This window comes from Rothia sp. HMSC058E10 (assembly GCF_001809415.1).
GTDB classification, from domain to species: Bacteria; Actinomycetota; Actinomycetes; order Actinomycetales; family Micrococcaceae; genus Rothia; species Rothia dentocariosa.
The window spans coordinates 117,021-135,075 of the sequence record NZ_KV797632.1 but is presented as its reverse complement, the minus strand read 5'-3'; the positions used below and the strand labels follow the sequence as shown (position 1 = coordinate 135,075).

At 51.6% G+C, this 18,055-nt stretch carries 13 protein-coding genes; 4 read left to right on the top strand and 9 right to left on the bottom strand.

Going from position 1 to position 18,055, the window contains the following annotated elements; genetic code table 11:
- Nucleotides 1-41: 41 nt before the first annotated feature.
- Together HMPREF2609_RS06895 and HMPREF2609_RS06890 are read right to left on the bottom strand one after the other, a co-directional pair.
- Complete coding sequence (locus HMPREF2609_RS06895; protein ID WP_070535999.1) at nucleotides 42-3,233, bottom strand: AAA family ATPase; 3,192 nt, start codon at nucleotides 3,231-3,233, stop codon at nucleotides 42-44.
- Nucleotides 3,230-4,417 (bottom strand): metallophosphoesterase family protein, encoded by a 1,188-nt coding sequence (locus tag HMPREF2609_RS06890; RefSeq protein WP_070535996.1) that lies wholly within the window; start codon nucleotides 4,415-4,417, stop codon nucleotides 3,230-3,232. Before HMPREF2609_RS06890 ends, HMPREF2609_RS06895 begins: the two co-directional genes overlap by 4 nt.
- 105 nt (nucleotides 4,418-4,522) lie before the next feature.
- Between HMPREF2609_RS06890 and HMPREF2609_RS06885 the strand changes: the two genes are divergently transcribed.
- Nucleotides 4,523-5,656 (top strand): ADP-ribosylglycohydrolase family protein, encoded by a 1,134-nt coding sequence (locus tag HMPREF2609_RS06885; RefSeq protein WP_070535993.1) that lies wholly within the window; start codon nucleotides 4,523-4,525, stop codon nucleotides 5,654-5,656.
- A gap of 34 nt (nucleotides 5,657-5,690) precedes the next feature.
- On the opposite strand, the gene HMPREF2609_RS06880 is transcribed toward HMPREF2609_RS06885, so the two are convergent.
- The 7 genes from HMPREF2609_RS06880 to HMPREF2609_RS06850 all read right to left on the bottom strand — a co-directional run bounded on the left by HMPREF2609_RS06880 (nucleotide 5,691) and on the right by HMPREF2609_RS06850 (nucleotide 14,301).
- Nucleotides 5,691-6,554 (bottom strand): YwqG family protein, encoded by an 864-nt coding sequence (locus HMPREF2609_RS06880; protein ID WP_083296713.1) that lies wholly within the window; start codon nucleotides 6,552-6,554, stop codon nucleotides 5,691-5,693.
- A 57-nt stretch (nucleotides 6,555-6,611) separates the two neighbouring features.
- Nucleotides 6,612-7,496: a YwqG family protein gene (locus tag HMPREF2609_RS06875; RefSeq protein WP_070535990.1), complete on the bottom strand. Its 885-nt coding sequence runs from the start codon at nucleotides 7,494-7,496 to the stop codon at nucleotides 6,612-6,614.
- A gap of 12 nt (nucleotides 7,497-7,508) precedes the next feature.
- Nucleotides 7,509-8,363: a YwqG family protein gene (locus HMPREF2609_RS06870; RefSeq protein ID WP_070535988.1), complete on the bottom strand. Its 855-nt coding sequence runs from the start codon at nucleotides 8,361-8,363 to the stop codon at nucleotides 7,509-7,511.
- Between the two features lie 144 nt (nucleotides 8,364-8,507).
- Nucleotides 8,508-9,395, bottom strand: coding sequence for a YwqG family protein (locus HMPREF2609_RS06865; RefSeq protein WP_070535985.1), 888 nt, complete (start codon nucleotides 9,393-9,395; stop codon nucleotides 8,508-8,510).
- A 407-nt stretch (nucleotides 9,396-9,802) separates the two neighbouring features.
- A complete protein-coding gene (locus tag HMPREF2609_RS06860; protein ID WP_048752832.1) occupies nucleotides 9,803-11,209 on the bottom strand; it encodes an RNA polymerase sigma factor in 1,407 nt (468 codons plus the stop codon).
- 274 nt (nucleotides 11,210-11,483) lie between these two features.
- Complete coding sequence (locus HMPREF2609_RS06855; RefSeq protein ID WP_048752833.1) at nucleotides 11,484-13,121, bottom strand: DUF4192 family protein; 1,638 nt, start codon at nucleotides 13,119-13,121, stop codon at nucleotides 11,484-11,486.
- Between the two features lie 268 nt (nucleotides 13,122-13,389).
- Entirely contained in the window at nucleotides 13,390-14,301 is a 912-nt protein-coding gene (locus HMPREF2609_RS06850; protein WP_013397368.1) for a PAC2 family protein, read from the bottom strand.
- Nucleotides 14,302-14,526: 225 nt separating this feature from the next.
- On the opposite strand from HMPREF2609_RS06850, the gene HMPREF2609_RS06845 reads away from it, so the two are divergent.
- The 3 genes from HMPREF2609_RS06845 to HMPREF2609_RS10645 form a co-directional block, all read left to right on the top strand.
- Nucleotides 14,527-16,020 (top strand): leucyl aminopeptidase, encoded by a 1,494-nt coding sequence (locus HMPREF2609_RS06845; protein ID WP_070535983.1) that lies wholly within the window; start codon nucleotides 14,527-14,529, stop codon nucleotides 16,018-16,020.
- Nucleotides 16,021-16,346: 326 nt separating this feature from the next.
- Complete coding sequence (gene lpdA, locus HMPREF2609_RS06840) at nucleotides 16,347-17,732, top strand: dihydrolipoyl dehydrogenase (protein WP_048752836.1); 1,386 nt, start codon at nucleotides 16,347-16,349, stop codon at nucleotides 17,730-17,732.
- Nucleotides 17,733-17,923: 191 nt separating this feature from the next.
- The coding region (locus HMPREF2609_RS10645) for a biotin/lipoyl-containing protein (protein ID WP_304009770.1) at nucleotides 17,924-18,055 on the top strand (132 nt) is incomplete at its 3' end.

Sequence of the window (18,055 nt, the reverse complement as noted above, 5' to 3'; positions counted from 1 at the left end):
TGATATCTCTTTGGATAGTTTACCCCCGCATTCGTCCAAACCTAAACGTTAACTCGAAGAGTCGAGCCATTTTGTCGCTTTTCTATACTGACTTGGGCAGAAATACGCTCTTTCATATCTTCAACGTGTGATATAAGTCCAATAACACGACCGTTCTCTCGAATATTCTCCAGCGTTTCCATTACAAGCTCCAGAGTCTGCGCATCGAGAGTTCCAAAACCTTCATCAATGAAAAGTGTTTCAATCTCTATACCGCCGTTACATGCTTGAACAACTTCGGCAAGACCCAAGGCTAATGAAAGCGATGCGAGGAAAGACTCGCCGCCGGAAAGAGAATTCACCTCACGCTGGTCGTTATTCCAGTTATCCTCAACGCTAATACTCAGACCACCGCCAATACGCGCTCGTTTCTCTCGCTTGTCGCTGAGTACCAAACGGTAACGATTATCGCTCATACGCTGCAGATGCTCAGAAGCCACTTGCAAGACTTGCTCAAATTCACCGCCGAGCACATAGCTCACAAGATCTATCTGATGGTTTTTATCAGGATTGTCACCCCGAGCGATGCGCGCCAGTCCAGCGTAAAGATTGGCCTGCTCCACGGCGTGGGCTGATTCCCCTTGCCGTTCTTGGTAGTCCTGAAATAGAGCTTCTAAAGTTTCAATACCATTTGTACGAATACCCTCGCGTGTCATCAAAGTTTCATACTGTTGCTCAACATTATCGCGTTCTTGACGTATGCGGGTAAGTTCTTCCTGGGAAGGAGCCTTCTGTCCATGCTCAATAAGCGTGGCAACGGTACGCATGGATGGTCGGTCAAGAGAGGCTTGAAGAGTGGCATGTTCTTCTCGATAAGCCGAAATAGCCTGCTCAAGATGCTGTTGCTGTACCTCCGTGAGAACCGCCTGCTGAACCGCCTCGAAAGTCTCGAAAACCGACCGTTCCAGACTTTGCTGTGCCTGATGGGCGCTCTCTGCGGCGCTAATTGTGGCATCGTCAAGACGACGGCTTGCATCAACGGCACGATGCGCCTGCTCCACGTAGCTTTCAAGCTTGCATACCCGGTCGGCAAAACTTATGGTAGCCGCCACCTGACAAAGTTTTTTCTCAAGCTTTGTCAGGGTTTGCTGCTCACTCGCCTGCTGAGTCTGCAGTTGGGTTAAAGATGTACGTGCACGGGTCTGCTCTTCCAAAATTTTCTGAAGTTCAAGCGTCTCTTTTTCCTGTTGATGCTGCGCTTCACGCTTGTTCTCTAGGCTTTCTTGAGTTTGGTTATAGACGTTTTGTGCCTCTGCAACTTGACGCTGCGCTTCTTGAGAATCAGGCATGTGAGACTCGTTAAGTTGGTCCAAAACGGTCTGGGTTTGCGCCACGGAAGTAGCTGCTGCCGATGCTTTCTGCTGCTCCCGGTGGGCACGCTTCTCGGCGGCATCAATCTCAGATTGTTCCACTAAGGTAATGCCGTTGACACTAGGCTGGGCCGGTTGCGGATGCTCCCGAGAGCCGCACACCATGCAGGGCTGCCCCTCGTCCAACTCCTCTGCAAGAGTGAAAGCAACCTGTTCTAAGCGCCGTTTTTGAAGCCTCGTGTACTCTTCTGAAGCGGTGATAGATACTCGCTGAATTAGCTCATACGCCTGCACGGCCTGGTCGTGAGCAGTTTGCGCCTGCTCTAATTTTTCTGCATGGGCAGCGACTTCTTGCTGGGTCTTTTTCGCAGTTTCTAGGGCAAGTTGGGCCCGAGCGTAGTTCTGTTCAACATCGTGCAGGGAGCTTAGCCGCTTGCTAATATCACTGAGTTTTTGCTGGCTCTGGAGCTCGCGTTTCGCAATTCCTTCCACCGTCCGTTGCGCTTTCTCGGAGTCCCGCTTGAGCGCTGTAAGGGCTGCTTTTGCCTCTTCTAAAGCTTGTTCATCGTACTGGTATACCCGAAGCTGCGCCATCACGCTTGGAGCTTGATTGAGAACCCGTTGAAGATCCTGCGCCGTGTCTATCCGGTACAGTGAAGCCTCAAGGTGCTCGGTACAGTCCCCTAGGGCTTCTAGAGCTTGTGAGGCGCTGCTCCGAGCCATGTTCAGCGTATCCTGTGCGTGCTCGGCGGCGTGCATCCGGCGTTCCTCATCACGACGAGAACGTTCCAGTTCAGCCTCCACAGGGGCTGCTGCCCGAGAGTTACTGAGCGTTCGGCACTGTTTCTTATGTTCCTCTTCCTGGGATTCGTGTCGCACCCATGCCGACTGCAGTTTCTTATATTCCGCCCAATCCTGTATTCGCTGGGCTATGTCCTGCTGTTGCGCGGCAAGTTTTTCACGTTTATCTTTGAGGTCGGTCAGGGCGTGCTCATCCTGCTGTTCTTGCCGGCGTACAGCGTGAAGATGCTCCGTGAACCACCCCTCGAAATCATGCCGTGCAGTCTCAAGATCGGTCGCTAGGTCAAGTTTGGTATATGCTTCAGAAACTTCACGCTCCTGCGCATCAACGATATTTTTGTTGTCGTCAAGGTCTGTGCCGCTACGCGAAAGTCGTTCACATAGTTTTGTGTACGTCGTGACGGTCTGCTCAAGAGTCCTGTCTAAAGCATGTTTAATATCCTGTACAGCACGCTCACTAATCTGTTCTTCCTCTCGAAGCCTATTCATTACCTGTTCATAGGTATCAACCGGAAAAAGCTGTTTAAGCAACGGAATTCGGTCTTTACTGCGAGCTTTAAGAAAATCGGCGAATTGCCCCTGCGGTAAGAGCATAACTTTCAAAAACTGTTCTCGGTTGAGTCCTATAAGTTTTGTCAGGTAGTCCGCCGAGTCTGCCATGCCCTCCGCGGCTTTACGCCAGGATTGTTCATCCTGCGGGTCTCTGCCCGGGATAAGTTCAGAAACTAATGCCTGCGGATTTTCGAGGGTGGGTGTTCCTTTATTTTTCCCGCGTGTGATGAGCCGACGATACGCTGGGGTTCGGTCGATCCTCAGACGACGATTCTGTATGCTCAACTCCAGAAAAATATGGGGTTTTATTTCTCCAGGGGGCACATGGGTAGAGTACAAAGAGCCTATATCACGCTCGGAAGAGGGCATTCCATACAGCGCATAACAGATAGCGTCGAGTACGGTCGTTTTTCCCGACCCGGTGGGACCATTAAGAAGAAAAATACCGGCTTCGTTGAGGGCATCAAAGTCTATGACCTCTCGCTTGGGGTAGGCCATGAATGCTTCAAATTCTAGGCGATGAAAAATCATGCTGACCTCCCGCTGCTGATAACCTCATCAACAATATGTTCAAGGGCTCGGGTTTCTGCCGCCTCCAGCGGATGCGCCCGCACAGTAGCGTAGAATTCCTCGCACACATGCGCCGGGTTAGTGGTTTCGGTGATGCGCGGGCGGGCGTTCGCGCGCGGTTGTTGATGCAGAGGCTCAAAAACGAATGAGGCAATATTCTCATATCGTTTACGGAGCTCGTCAAGAGTACCTACCGGCTGCTTATCATCGCGCAGGATAATACGGCAAAAATACTCGGTTTCGTAGGGCGAGAATTCGTCGCTTTCCATCAGTTCATCGAAAGTTCCCGTCAGGGTCTTGAGGGGCAGCCGAGTGCGCCATTCATGGGATTCAATCTGCACCTTCACGCACCCTTCGCGTGCTGTGAGGTTCAGCAAATAGGCTCCGTTCTTATTAGCTTCTTCGCTGAAAGAAAAAGGTAGCGGCGAGCCGCTGTATCGTACACGATCCGTCACCGGGTAGCGGCGGTGAATATGTCCTAATGCCATGTAATCGAATCCCTCGAAGAGCGCAGCTGGCACCCAGTCCACACCGCCTACGCTGATATTTCGTTCCGAAGAGGAACGCACAGATTCATTGAAGTCACCGTGCTCGCTCACGGTGGCATGGGCCATGACAATGGTGAAATCTGCGGGGTTCTCCCCTGCGTTCCGTTTCTCATTGTCTTCTCGAATTCGTGTGCAGACCTCTCCCAGCACGGCTGCATGGGTGGGCTCAACATCAAGCTGACGCCCATAATAACGTGGGTTTAGGTAAGGTATGGCGTAAATACGCACTCGTATATCGTCTCGGATAAGTTCTACCGGTTCAAATGTTTCCTTCAAAGTCGTCACAGGGTATATACCCTGCCGCGCTAAAGTACCTGCCCCATACCCTAACCTACGAGCGGAATCATGATTGCCCGCACTCAGAACTACCTGAATTCCCGCGAGCGCCAGACGGTCTAAAGTCTTGCCAAGAAGCTCGGTGGTTTCGGCGCTGGGGTGGGCGCTATCATACACGTCTCCGCTGATAAGGAGCACATCAATCTTTTCGGCAGTCGCATAGTCGATAAGTTCATCGATGAACCGTTGATGCCATTCGTGCAGGCTGTGCCGGTGGAAGGTACGCCCTAAATGCCAGTCGGAGGTGTGCAGAATCTTCATAGTTTTTAGTATTACATTGGGTGCTGGAACATGCACCCTGATTTCATCATGTACGTAACTTACGCCCGTGCTTTGGCGTTATGGGGGTATGGGATAATGTGCGTTATGGGTGATTTTACTCGGGTGCCTCATATTTCCTCTCCAATGTATGTCGAACGCCTTCGGTCTGCACTGATTGCGGGTACACTAGGCGATGCGCTCGGGTATCCTTTAGAGCTTCTGAGCGCCACCGAGATCGCGGAACGCTCGCAGAACATCGTAACGGAAAATACCCCGCTGATCTTTAGCGATGATACCCAGCTGACCTGCTATACCGTTGATGCCCTAACCGAGGTTTTGGAATGGAACAACCAGGGGGCAGCTGCCGATGAAGCGGCATGTCTGTGGCTCGCCTATCTGCGCTGGTACCGAAGTATGGGTTTCGTTTTACCCGAGAACGCTCCTTATGCTCTGCCTCGTACCATCGATCATGGTACGTATATGACCCGGAAGGAAGGTCCAGGGAAAGCAACTCTGCGTGCTTTAGCAAGCGGAGAGATGCAGACCGCTACGCAGAACATTAATCCTGAGGGGCTAGGTTCTGGTGCTCTTGTACGGTCGGTTGCATTCGGGTTTTTACCGGTGGAGCAGGAACGTACAGTCGTATCGTTGGCGGTACGTGGTGCTGCGCTCACGCATGGGCATCCGGAGGCGCTAGTTTCTGCAGCAGCATATGCTCTGCTGGTTCGTGATGCTCTGGGTCGGGTAACTTCCGACCAACCTTCACGATCTTCAGGCATACTCGCCGCATCAGTAAAGACAATTATCGAGTGGTGCGGCACGGTAAATGCAGATGGTGTGTTTCCCGGTGACGGTTCGCTTACCCGCGATGTTCTAGAGCAGGCGCTTCGTCTCGGGGGTGGGGAATATCCTGTAGAGCCCTCTGCGAAGACAGTAGCACAAGAGTTCGGCACTGATTGGATGGCTACGACGGTGTTGGGGATCGCCGTGTGGGTGGCGCTTTACGCGGAGTCGCGCGCCCGCGCATCCTCCGGTCTAACCCGGCATATTTTGCTCGATGCTTACACGCAGGCCATATCGGTAGATTCCGATTCGGATTCCATCGGGTCTGTGATGGGTTCTCTCGTAGCGCTCTGTTTTCAGTTCGGCGACTTGGCGAGACTGCAGATAAAACGTGTTCGGGGTCTTGATGAAGTGCAGGCCGTTGCTGAGCGGTTTCTTGCTCAACTTGGACTATAGACTATATTTCACGCAAACAATCGGCGCGAAGCAGCTAGCCACAGGACCATTCAAAAAGGACTTGTGAGAAGTCGCGGTCTGCTAATTGTTGCGGAGTAATCAGCCAGTTTGCGGTACCCATATCACCCCACATAATGTCACCGTCACCATCATTTTTTGCTTCCTCGGAGGCGATGGTAAGCAGGTTAACCGTATATTCTTGCAGTTCTGGGTTGTTCTCGCGCGGGTCGCTCTGCACAAAGCTGGGGTACCCGCCAAGCTTATGGTACTCAGTGCTATCGGTCAGGTCGTAGGCAATATTCTCCCCATCGTGCAGGCGGTCTATCTCGTAGACCTCGTTAATAGTCTGCTCTGGGTGTTTCTCGTTCCACCGGTGTACGAACCGGGCCTCAAATTCACGGCTTGTGTCGCTCAGGCTCTCATGTTTTTTCTTGAAAGTGAGCGCAAGCTCAGCCTCTGGCGGGTAGATAGGCCAATCTTCGCTCCGTGCTGCGGTGACTGCGGGGTGCCCCGCAGGGGCGGCTTCACCCACCTGGGGGTAGTAAATAACCCGAATATTCGCCTGGTTGGCTATATCATTGGCGTTGAAGCCCCAGTTTTCATCGCCTTCTTCTTCCCCGGAATCAATCCAGAACTGAAGTATCCCGGTCTTGGGATAAAGCTCATTTTTAGGTAACTCAGCACAGTTAATCTGCGCGATCATCCCTAAGGGCTTCCCGCTCTCATTGGTGGGTGCCTGAGCTCCGGCAGGCAGGTACGGGGCGCCGCCAAACTTCGAGGCAGTCACTGGCAGCGGTGCCTTGGTACCGGCTGTTTTAATACGGATAACTGGCTGCCGTGTGGCGGCAGTGATTTCTGCCGCGATTTTCCGTGCCTCTTTAGCTACTGTACGGCCCATAATATTTTCCTCCCAATACCTGACTTTCGTTTTCACCAGTCTTATTGATAGTTGCAGCTAACCGCAGGACCATTCAAAAAGGACTTTCGAGAAGTCTCGGTTCTTCAGCTGTTCCGGGGTTATTAGCCAGTTTGCAGTGCCCTGATCTCCCCAAACAGTAACAAATTTTTCGGCGTCCTCAGAGAACATGGTGAGCAGGGTGATTGTGTAGTTATCGAACCCATCATGCTCTTGACGCGGGTCCTGCTGGGTAAACTCTGGGTGCCCGCCAAGTTTGTGGTAACTTCCCTGATCTATGTCGCGGTAGAACATCACGCTCGGGCGTTCCTCATCTGCGGGCGCGTATGCATCAATACCCGCGAAATCGCCGATAGGCTGCTGGGGGTATAGTTCATTCCACAACTCTACAAACCGGCTCTGGTAGACCCACCAATTCTGTGGGGTTATTCCTTCTGAGGTTTCTTCAAAGCTGAGTCCGATTTCCCATCCCTGATCCATGTGTACTGGCCAGGCCATAAATTCCACCTCGGTTTGTTTCTCTTGATCTGGCATAACAAGAGTGTGGGCACATGGGTTTGTTTCCTCAAGATTAGGATAATAGATCACGCGAGCATTGACCTGCGACACCGGGTTCTTCAGGTCGATGCCCAGTCCCAGCTCATCATACGGATCCAGCCAGAACTGAAGTATACCGATCTTGGGGTAAAGCTCATTTTGGGGTAACTCAGCACAGTTAATCTGCACGACCATACCCAGCGGCCTACCGTTCTGGTTAGTGGGGGCCTGAGCCCCGGCGGGCAGGTACGGCACTCCCCCAAATTTAGAGGCGGTCACCGGCACAGTTCCCTGAACTGCGCGAGGAATGATGCGCACAGTGGGTTTACGATCCTGCTGGCTCAGCAGATGATTAAGGTGCTTGACCCGCTCAAAAATAGTGCTCATGGTGTATTTTCTTTAGCAGCTATCCCACGAATAAAAGACCTTCGAGAAATCTAAATTCTCCAGCTGCTCTGGGGTAATCAGCCAGTTTGCCGCTCCGGCATCGCCCCACATGATGGTTATGGTGTCACCTTCATCCGCAGAGACAAGAGTGAGCAGATTAATCGTGTAGTCTTTCCATTCCTCCTTGTCATCGCGGGGGTCCCAGTCGATATACTCGGGAACACCGCCCAGCTGGTGGTGATCAAGATCTTCATAAAAGGTGCTCGCAAGGTCATCGCCTTCAAGCCCTGCAAGTTCATCAAGATCCCAAGGACTTTCAATCTGCTCCTGCGGGTAGCGTTCATTCCACAACCGCGTAAATAACTGCCCGGTACTGTATTGTTTGAGTTTTAGCCCGGACTCTAGATTTTCAGGCTCGAAGCTTAGGGCGTATTCTCCGCCCAAAAGAGGCCATATAAAGCCATTATCCTCGGTAATGACTAGTTTATGAGCCTTCCTGTTCGCTTTTCCCAGCTTGGGATAGTAGATCACGCGATCATATTGTGATGAGGTGTAATCTTCCGTATCGGTCTCGGTCGGGCTAATCCAGAACTGCAGCAGCCCCTCCGCCGGGTAAATACTATTCGGCGGCAGGTCGGCGCAGTTAATCTGCGCAATCATGTGCAAAGGTTCACCGTTAACATCTACGGGACCATCCTGTCCCTTGGGTAGGTACGGTATTCCCCCGATTTTGGAGGCGGTGACTGGCAGCGTCTTGTACTTAGCGAATCGTGTGTTGATACGCATCGTGGGAACTTGATGTCCCACGTTCATCTCAGCCAGTAAAGTGCGAGCCCGTTCTAGTATTTCTGTCTGCTTATCCGTCACGCGTTCTCCTCGTGGAGTTGGATGCCCAATGTTATATAAAGATGACTCACACCTTAGCATGAAGCATTAACTTTATACCCAGTCGGAGAAGATACACGCCAGAGAAATTTATGCGTACAGCCAGCTGAACCTAAGTATTGGACCTTATGACCATTCGAAGAGAACCTTCGAGAAGTCTCGGTTCTTAAGCTGGTGCGAGGTCACCATCCAGTTTGCGGTTCCCATATCGCCCCACATAATGCCCTCATGGCTCCCTGACTCCACCCGTGATATAAGCGTCAGCAGATTCACAGTGTACCGAGTAAGAGCCGCATCACCATCACGCGGATCGCGTTGCTCGAAGAGGGGGTAACCACCAATTTTGTGATGGGTATAGCTTTCGGGGGTGCCCGTCATATCGCGTAAAGTCTTGATGGTATCAGCACCGCCGTCGAACTTTCGAAGGTCCCAAATACTCGCTATAAGCTGCTCGGGGTACATATCGTTCCAGATTCGAGTGAATTCCGAATGTGGGCGTCCGTCAAAAATCCATTCTTCATTACTCTGGGTTTTAGCGATAAGACCATACCCATGACGTCCGCTGACCGGCCAATATAAGTCATCATGAGGATTATTAACTATAAGTTCCGTTACGGCGGTACCGACCCCGGAGTCTGGCGCATCCAGAGTCGGATAATAGACAACTCGAGTTTTTTGTTGGCTGGTGGGATCGTCTAAGTTTAGCCCCCACAAGTCTTCGTGTGGATCAAGCCAGAACTGTAGGATTCCGGTTTCGGGGTAAATATCGTTTGTGGGAAGCTCAGAACAATTAATCTGGGCAATAAGCCCCAAATTCTGTCCACTGCCGTTGGTCGGCGCCGCAGTACCAACCGGAACGTAGGGAACGCCTCCAACTTTAGAGGTGGTCACTGGCAGAGGTTCTGATGTCTGCTGAGTGTCAAAGAAAATAACAGGCGATATCTGCTGTGCATTGATGCGGTCAATAACGTTCAGGGCTTGTTGTTCAAGAGCGGTCTTTTCAAGAATACTCACAGTATCGTCCCCTATCGGTGATGTGGATGTGGGATGCGGTTGTTAGCTGCATTTCCGGAAAAATGCGGGTTCGTTATCTTGTGGTAACCACTACTTCTAGGTAATCACAGATAAACACGCTATGCCATACCTTGCGTTCCGTGTCGTGTACTTGCAGGGTCGACTTTATACGCACGAACATGCCTTAGATTTGCGTTGTTTACCACCGCCTTGTTAGCGGGCCCTCCCAAGCCGCAACAGCGCGGTATTCAAGGCTGCGAGTTACGCTCTTTCACCCTCAAGATAGATTTCAGTAGGGGTGTTTTCTATTCGCATACTGCTTAATTGTATTAAGTGTTATACGTAAGTGCGCCCATCAGAAAGGTCTGATGGGCGCACTCAACACGTTACGACTAGGGGTATTGTCTCTAGTCTAGATAGTCACGTAAAACCTGCGAACGCGAGGGGTGACGCAGTTTCGACATGGTCTTTGATTCGATCTGACGAATGCGCTCACGCGTCACGCCATATACCTTGCCAATTTCGTCTAAAGTCTTCGGCTGCCCGTCGGTCATGCCGAATCGCATAGCAACCACGCCCGCTTCACGTTCGGAGAGCGTATCGAGCACCGAGTGCAGCTGCTCTTGGAGAAGAGTGAATGACACCGCGTCAGCCGGAACGACAGCCTCCGAATCCTCAATCAGGTCGCCGAACTCGGAATCGCCGTCCTCACCCAGCGGCGTGTGCAGAGAAATAGGTTCGCGCCCGTACTTCTGCACCTCAATAACCTTTTCGGGAGCCATGTCCAGCTCTTTACCGAGCTCCTCGGGGGTGGGTTCACGCCCCAAATCCTGAAGCATCTGACGCTGCACACGGGCGAGCTTATTAATGACCTCAACCATGTGCACAGGAATACGAATAGTACGCGCCTGGTCCGCCATTGCACGGGTAATCGCCTGGCGAATCCACCAGGTGGCGTAGGTGGAGAATTTAAAGCCCTTCGAGTAGTCGAACTTCTCGACCGCGCGAATCAGACCAAGGTTACCTTCCTGAATAAGGTCAAGGAATAGCATTCCGCGGCCCGTATAGCGTTTAGCGAGTGAGACCACGAGGCGCAGGTTCGCTTCCAGCAGGTGGTTCTTCGCACGCTTACCGTCATGGATCACCCAGCGCAGTTCCTTCTTGAGCTTCGGATCCATGTCGGGGTTGTCGGCGAGTTTGTGCTCCGCATACAAGCCAGCTTCAATGCGCATCGCAAGATCGACTTCCTGCTGCGCGTTCAGGAGCGAGACTTTACCGATCTGCTTCAGGTAGTCTTTCACGGGGTCAGCTGTTGCTCCGGGGGTAACGACGCGTTGGGCAGGTGCATCGTCATCATCGCTGGCGGTCAGCACGAAGCCAGAGCCTTTAGCCGCCACTTCTTCGGCAGCTTTCTTCTCTTCTTTTTTGGCGACGGCTTCTTCATCTTCGTCAGCGTCTTCGTGCTCTTCGCCGTCAACGTTCTCGGGATCTAGTTCGTCGTCAAGGTCAAGATCAAACTCGTCCTCGTCGGTCTTCTTCTTACGTCCACCGGTTTTACGTTTAGTGGTTGTTTTACGCGCGCGCTTAGACTTCTCTTCAGGCACGGCCTCGGCAGTAGTTTCGACCGAGTCCTCTGCATCAGATTTTGCGTCTTCTTGAGTTTTGGCTGCTGCGCGTTTCTTAGCAGGCGCTTTTTTTGCAGGTTTGGATGTGGCTGCAGTTTTTTTAGTGCGGGTTGTCTTTTTGGGGGTTTCGGCTACAGTCTCTTCAGAGGTTTCACCGGTCGCGGTCTTCTTGCTGGTTGCAGGTGCCACAAGAACCCTTTCTAACTCGTGTTGGGGTGCTTTGTCTGCAAAACACCTAAGACCCTGTCAAGTCTTGCTCCTCACATTATTGGTGAAAACAGGGTTAGCGGAATAAATATAACCGCTAGATACTGGGGATTATTCCCTGCGTTTTCACCTCATGAAGGCGCGCGCAAAAGCACAGACTTTACGGGGTCATCATCAAGTATGGCAGAATCTTATTTTCTTTCAAATAAGGCTCGCCTAGACAACCCTGTTTTATTCCCTGCAAACACAACGTTCGCTACCCTGCCTTTGGCTCAATCGTCTCTACCTTGGCGTCGGCTGCCTCGTGAGGCAATAGAGTACTGAAGTAAAGGTCACCGCGCCAACACCGCACGGGATCCGTAATCCAGAGCGGAAATACAGATTCTGATAGGGCCTGAAAAAGAGGCATATCTTCATCGCAGTGAAGCCTGGCGATATCGGCGAGAATACCTGCATAGGTGTTTCCGCCACGTAGCCAATTTATCCAGGCTTGAAGAAGCCTCAGTCGACCATACTGTTCACCCGATTGAACCGCATGCACCAACAGATTACAGAGAACTTCGAGAGCGTTAAGACGGCTCCAGGCCGGTTTATAGTCCTTTGTTAGACCGCTCAGAAGTTCCACCATCCGGTCTATCTTCGTTATGTGTTCTTCCGGTCTGGTCTCAGACGAGTCGTATGTGTCGTCTAAAATCTGCTGTTGAAGTATACGATGCGTACGCCGTATCCAGTCGTGCCAGCTCACGCGACCGTGCCCGATACCTCCGATACGGGGGCTTTCGCCCCGAAGAGTTTGATAAAAGGTCTCCGGCAGCGTCGTGCGCCGACGAGTTGTTGGTTTGCCGTAACATAGCGGCTCCACCGGTTCGTATGATCCTTCACCGCATGCGGCATGCATACAGTCATATCCGTCTAGTACCCCCAATGCTTCCGGCAGGTCTTTAGCTGCTTGGTACAGTATAAATTCTGGGGTTGCCTGGGTATTCATGCTGCACAGCAGATAGCCGGCTATTTCGGGCGATATCAGCGAACGTAAACGATCCCCAAAACTTATGGCGTTATCGTGCTCTTCGGCGTTTTCAGGAGGATAGGTACGCATTACCCAGCGTACAGCCTCAAGGGCGCTTTCCCAGTAGCAGAGTTCAATACTTTTCTGACGGTAGTAACCAGGATGTTCTAAAACAGTATGCCGACCCGTAGCTTGGTTAAGTTCTTCTTCAAAGGTATGCATCCACAACAGACTTGCTTGTTCCCATTCTGTCACCTCATTCGTGGAGGCACTGGTTGCAGTATCCCAGAGGCATTGCGTATATGCAGACAGGGGTTCTGCGGATACTCGGCGTCCCTCATACACCCGATCGAGATAGTACGAGCTATGCATAATGTCTTCAATAGGGCCACGGTAAGTGAGCGCAAGCTGGTTTTGATCAAGTGACCATCGGGATACGGACCCGCAGTACAGCACATCGTAAAGATCAAGATGAACATTGTTGCAAGCTGCGTAGAGTGTGGGCAGCCACTGGTTGAATGAGATTCCGGCGCGATTATCGATATACAAATCCGTATTGTGTAAGACAGTGCGTGTAGCAGGTGAAAGTTGCCGCTCTCGAGTTGCCGCATTGCCGCTAAAGATCAAAGCAAAGACCCCAGTAATGGGCTCGAACCCGTCAACGGTGGCGGGTACCAGATTCGCTAACGTATCAAAATATTGTTCTAGATCTTGTTGCTCATCAGGAAGATTAACGCGTATACACGGCCCTACGGCATGCTTCGTCACGCTTAAAAGCACCAGCGATTCTTGCGGCCAGTATCCAAACTGATGCAGCACGAGAGCTATCAAGTCTTCTTCGGTATGTAAGCTATAGGTTGTCGTTAGGTTACTCGTTGTTGTCATATCTTTACTATGGCAAGATTGCTCACCTTAAAAGTTCGCAGACCAACTAACCTGTGGATAACCCAGGTGCATTCACTTCGTTAGGACACATATTTCGCTTCTGTGGATAAGAATTAGCTGTTTTCTATCCAAATATTACGATCCATACTCACACGAACAGCACAAGGCATATGTGACCCCTAAAAGTTTAGGGATGCACCCACCATAGCTTGAATTTTCTATGTTGCGTGCACCCCTGAGTTAAACCATGGGATCTTTTGAGCCTTACTTATTCTTCATGCTCCTCAAGGAATCGCTCAAACATGGCACCGATTTCATCACGTCCAGGAATCTTATGGGCGTCGCGCTGCGAGAGCGGAATAGCGACGTTTGAGGTACGGAAGTTTTCATCGTAATTCGCTTCCATCGTCGAAATCATACGCCCAATCTCTGGGTTCTCCTTGACCTGCTCATTAATTTGCCCATGAACAGCCCTCGCAGCCTCCCTAAGCTCATCACTCGGAAAAGCCAATCGAGTTGCCATACTCACATGTTCAAGCGCAGTTAGCGTTCCCTGCGGTAAATCAGCATCAGAAACATACTGGGGAATATTAATGCCGAATCCTACGGTGTCAAAGCCATTCTCGGTGAAAAGAACCTCTAAAAGATTCGTCATATTAGCATGCAAATCAGCCTTAGGACGCCACGGCGAAATACCTTCAATGAGATCTTTCCGAGAGCCATGCGCCGTCACCGGCATAGGACGTGTATGCGGCACAGGCATCGGAAACGCCGACACCAGCACCACAAGTGAAGGATCCAGCGTCCGCACAATAGACAACAACGCCTGCTGAAAACGCTGCCATTGATAATCAGGTTCTGAACCGGTCAAAAGCAAGAAAGGCTTATCAAGGGTATCTTCGACCGCATAAAGCTTCAGAGCAGGCATAATTGGCTGCTCAAAATGGTCTTTATTGAAGAAAATATGTGGTCTGCGGCTACGGTAATCATGAAGCTGATCCGTATCAAACTCCACAACCTCAATATTCTTAAGTTCCTTGAGAAGAAAATGCCCCAGCTGCCCCGCTGTGGATCCTGCATCCTGTGGGCTTGAGAGAGCAATAACCAGAGTGAGATTTTTCAACCGTGCATCATGAAGAATTTTATTATTCGCCAAATATAAATCTTCAGGGTTTAACATCTTCACTCCTTTCCCTCGCCAGGTTTAGTCTCTGAACTTTTTATTTTAATGTATGTGTCTAACCGCAACAGTACTATTTCCTAGTCTCTCGCGCGAGGCGAACACTCGTAAAAGCGTTAGAAGGGTCTTTTCACCGTACCTGTTCGTCAAGATTTCCGATACCCGCAGTGTACAGTAGAAACACATTACCCAATATCAATATTCCAACCCATTCGCGGAGGAACCATGTCGACAGCACTTTCTCTTCACACCAACGACCTGCAATCGCTGAATGCTGAGGTACTTGTTCTCGGCGTCTTTTCGGGAGAAGACGGACCTTACCTAGCCTCAAATTCACTTCCTGATGATTCGGCGCAGAGCATCAATAAACTTCTGGAGTCTCTAGGTGCCACAGGTGCTCTCGACCAAATACTTCGCCTCCCCGGCGTAGAAGGGGCATCGTCCGACATCATCGCTCTCATCGGTTTAGGCTCAGACACCACAATTGACCAGGAGCGCCTAGATGCCCTTCGCTTCGCTGCTGGCTCGGCAACCCGTCAGCTTTTAGGAACTGCACATATCGCGCTCGACTTCGGTATTACCTCACGCGACGAAATTGAAGCTGTAGCTCACGGTGCCGTCCTCGGATCATTCTCCGAAGAAGGAGTACGCAGCAAAACTGCAGATTCCGTTCGAGACGAAGCGGAGTCCATCACCATTGTGGCAAAAGCCGATGCCAGCGAAGCCGAGCCCGCCCTCGTTCGCGCAGTTATTCTGGGCGAAGCTGCCAAAGATGCGCGCCGCCTCGTCAATATGCCCCCTTCACACCTGTACCCGGAATCTTTTGCAAATCTCGCCGCAGAGCTTGTCAAAGATTATTCAGATGTCAGCATTGAAGTCTACCCCTATGACCGTTTGCTCAAGGAAGGTTTTGGAGGCATCGCAGGAGTCGGTCAAGGCTCCCCGCGGAAGCCCGCACTCGCCGTTGTTAAGTACACCCCCGAGAGTCCTTCTGCACATGTGGCTCTCGTTGGCAAAGGGATTACTTTTGATACCGGCGGAAACTCCCTAAAACCTGCGGCATCTATGATGACGATGAAATGCGACATGGCCGGTGCAGCATCGGTTCTGCACGCAGTTCTTGCGGCGTCCGAGCTGGAAATTCCGGTTGAGGTCACCGGATACCTTTGCCTTGCCGAGAATATGCCCGGTGGCGCCTCCCTGCGCCCCGAAGACATTATCACGATTCGTGACGGTCGCACGGTTGAAGTTCTCAATACAGACGCTGAAGGTCGCCTAGTCATGGCGGATGGTATTGCTCTTGCCTCCGAATCAAACCCTACCGTAATCCTTGATATTGCGACGCTCACCGGCGCAGCCATGGCGGCGCTGGGATTGCGTACCGCCGCACTTATGGGTGATGAGGATATTCGCGACCGTGTACAACAGGCAGGGGCAAAATCCGGTGAGGCCTACTGGCAAATCCCGCTTGAGTCCTACTTGCGTGCCTCTATGAATTCCCCAGTGGCAGATATTAAAAATATGGGTTCGCGCTACGGTTCCATGATGATCGCAGGGTTGTTCCTTCAAGAGTTTGTGGGTGAAGGCATTCCCTGGGCACATCTCGATATTGCTGGTCCTGCCTTTAACGAAGAAGGTGCTTATGGGTTCACCCCTAAGGAAGGTACCGGTTTTGGCACCGCGACCCTGGTGAATTTCATCGAATCGTACGCACAGTAAAGGAAACATCCGCCTTATATCGGGGTCCCTAGACTGACGGTCTCAGGGCCCCGATACTGCTCTTCTTCTACGTGCAAAATCTCACATCATAAATTCCAGTATGGTTACGCTCTTCAAAAAATTTGCACAGTTTGTGCGATTATTGCCCCAAATTAGCGTCAGGTGAACTTAAAGGGTCTAAAACAGGGGTATTGTTGTAGTGAGTGTTTTTCTGCTCTCTCATAGATGCGTGCCCTCACGCAAACCGGAAGGTGCGGGTCTGCTGTTTGACAGAAAAGCAATATAGATAAAGAACGCATTGCACCGGGGTTACAGCCCCACAATCTATGCAAGGGAGCAACATCGTGGCTCAAGAATTCGACATCCTCATCCTTGGCGGCGGTTCCGCTGGTTACTCTGCCGCTCTGCGCGCGCGCCAGCTGGGTTTTACCGTTGGCCTCGTTGAAAAGGAAAAAGTAGGCGGCACCTGCCTGCACACCGGTTGTATTCCGACGAAGGCGTACCTACACGCCGCAGAATTGGCGGAGGACGCTCGTGAAGCCTCTAAAGTAGGCGTAAACGCCACCCTAGAGTCCATCGAAATGGGTAAGGTACGCGATTACAAAGATGGTATTGTCGCGGGTAAATTCAAGGGTCTCTCCGGTCTTTTGAAGATGAAGGGCGTAGAGGTTATCGCTGGTGAAGGCAAGCTGACCGCTCAAGATACCGTGACTGTCAACGGTACGGATTACAAGGGCAAGAATATTATTCTTGCTTCCGGCTCTATCTCTAAGACTTTTGGCCTGCCTATTGAAGGTCGAGTTCTGACCTCCACCGAGGCTCTTGAAATGGACTACCTGCCGAAGAGCGCTATCGTTCTCGGAGGCGGCGTCATTGGCTGTGAGTTTGCCTCCATGTGGAAAGCTATGGGCGTAGACGTCACTATTATCGAGGGTTTACCCAACCTCGTTCCGAACGAAGATCCCGCCATCATCAAGGTTCTTGAGCGTGCCTTTAAGAAGCGCGGCATCAAGTTCAATACTGGTACTTTCTTTGAGAAGGTTGAGCAGGACGCTAACGGTGCAAAGGTAACCCTGGCAGACGGTAAGGTATTTGAGGCCGACATCGTGCTCGTTGCTGTTGGCCGTGGCCCCAACACTGCAAATATGGGTTACGAAGAGCAAGGTATCCCCATGGATCGTGGCTTCGTGCTTGCTAACGAGCGCCTGCACACCGGTGTTGGAAATATCTATGCTGTGGGTGACATTGTTCCTGGCGTTCAGCTTGCACACCGTGGTTACCAGCAGGGCATCTTTGTTGCCGAAGAAATTGCTGGTTTGAACCCCACCGTTGTTCCCGATGTTAATATTCCGAAGGTGACTTTCTGCGATCCTGAGATTGCTTCCGTGGGTTACTCCGAGCCGAAAGCGAAGGAGAAATTCGGTGAGGACAATGTTGAAGTTGCCGAATACAACCTAGCTGGTAATGGCAAGTCCTCAATTTTGGGCGCTTCCGGCATCGTCAAGGTCGTGCGTGAAAAGGACGGTCCGATCGTAGGCGTTCATGCTATCGGTAAGCGTATGGGCGAGCAGATCGGCGAAGCTCAGATGTGGGTTGATTGGGAAGCATTCCCCGAGGATGTTGCTAAGTTTATCCACGCTCATCCGACTCAAAATGAGTCTCTGGGTGAGGCTGCAATGGTCCTGAACGGCACCCCGCTGCACAGCGCGTAAGTTTTGCTGACTGGCGTTAGCGCGTCAGCTTAGTATTGACGACCGTTGGTCGTTAGCGGCTGCCGGGCGTATCCGCTGAACAACGCCCCTATCCGGATGCGCGTCGATGTGCTTCGACGCATACGGCGCGCATCCGGGTCGCCGCTCACATTTTTCTAGTTCAAGCATTCACAAGGAGAACGGGAAAGATTATGTCCCACACCGTAGTACTGCCCGCACTGGGCGAGTCCGTGACCGAGGGTACCGTTACCCGCTGGCTCGTTGAGGTCGGCGACACCATTGAGGTTGACGCACCCCTGGTTGAGGTTTCCACCGACAAGGTT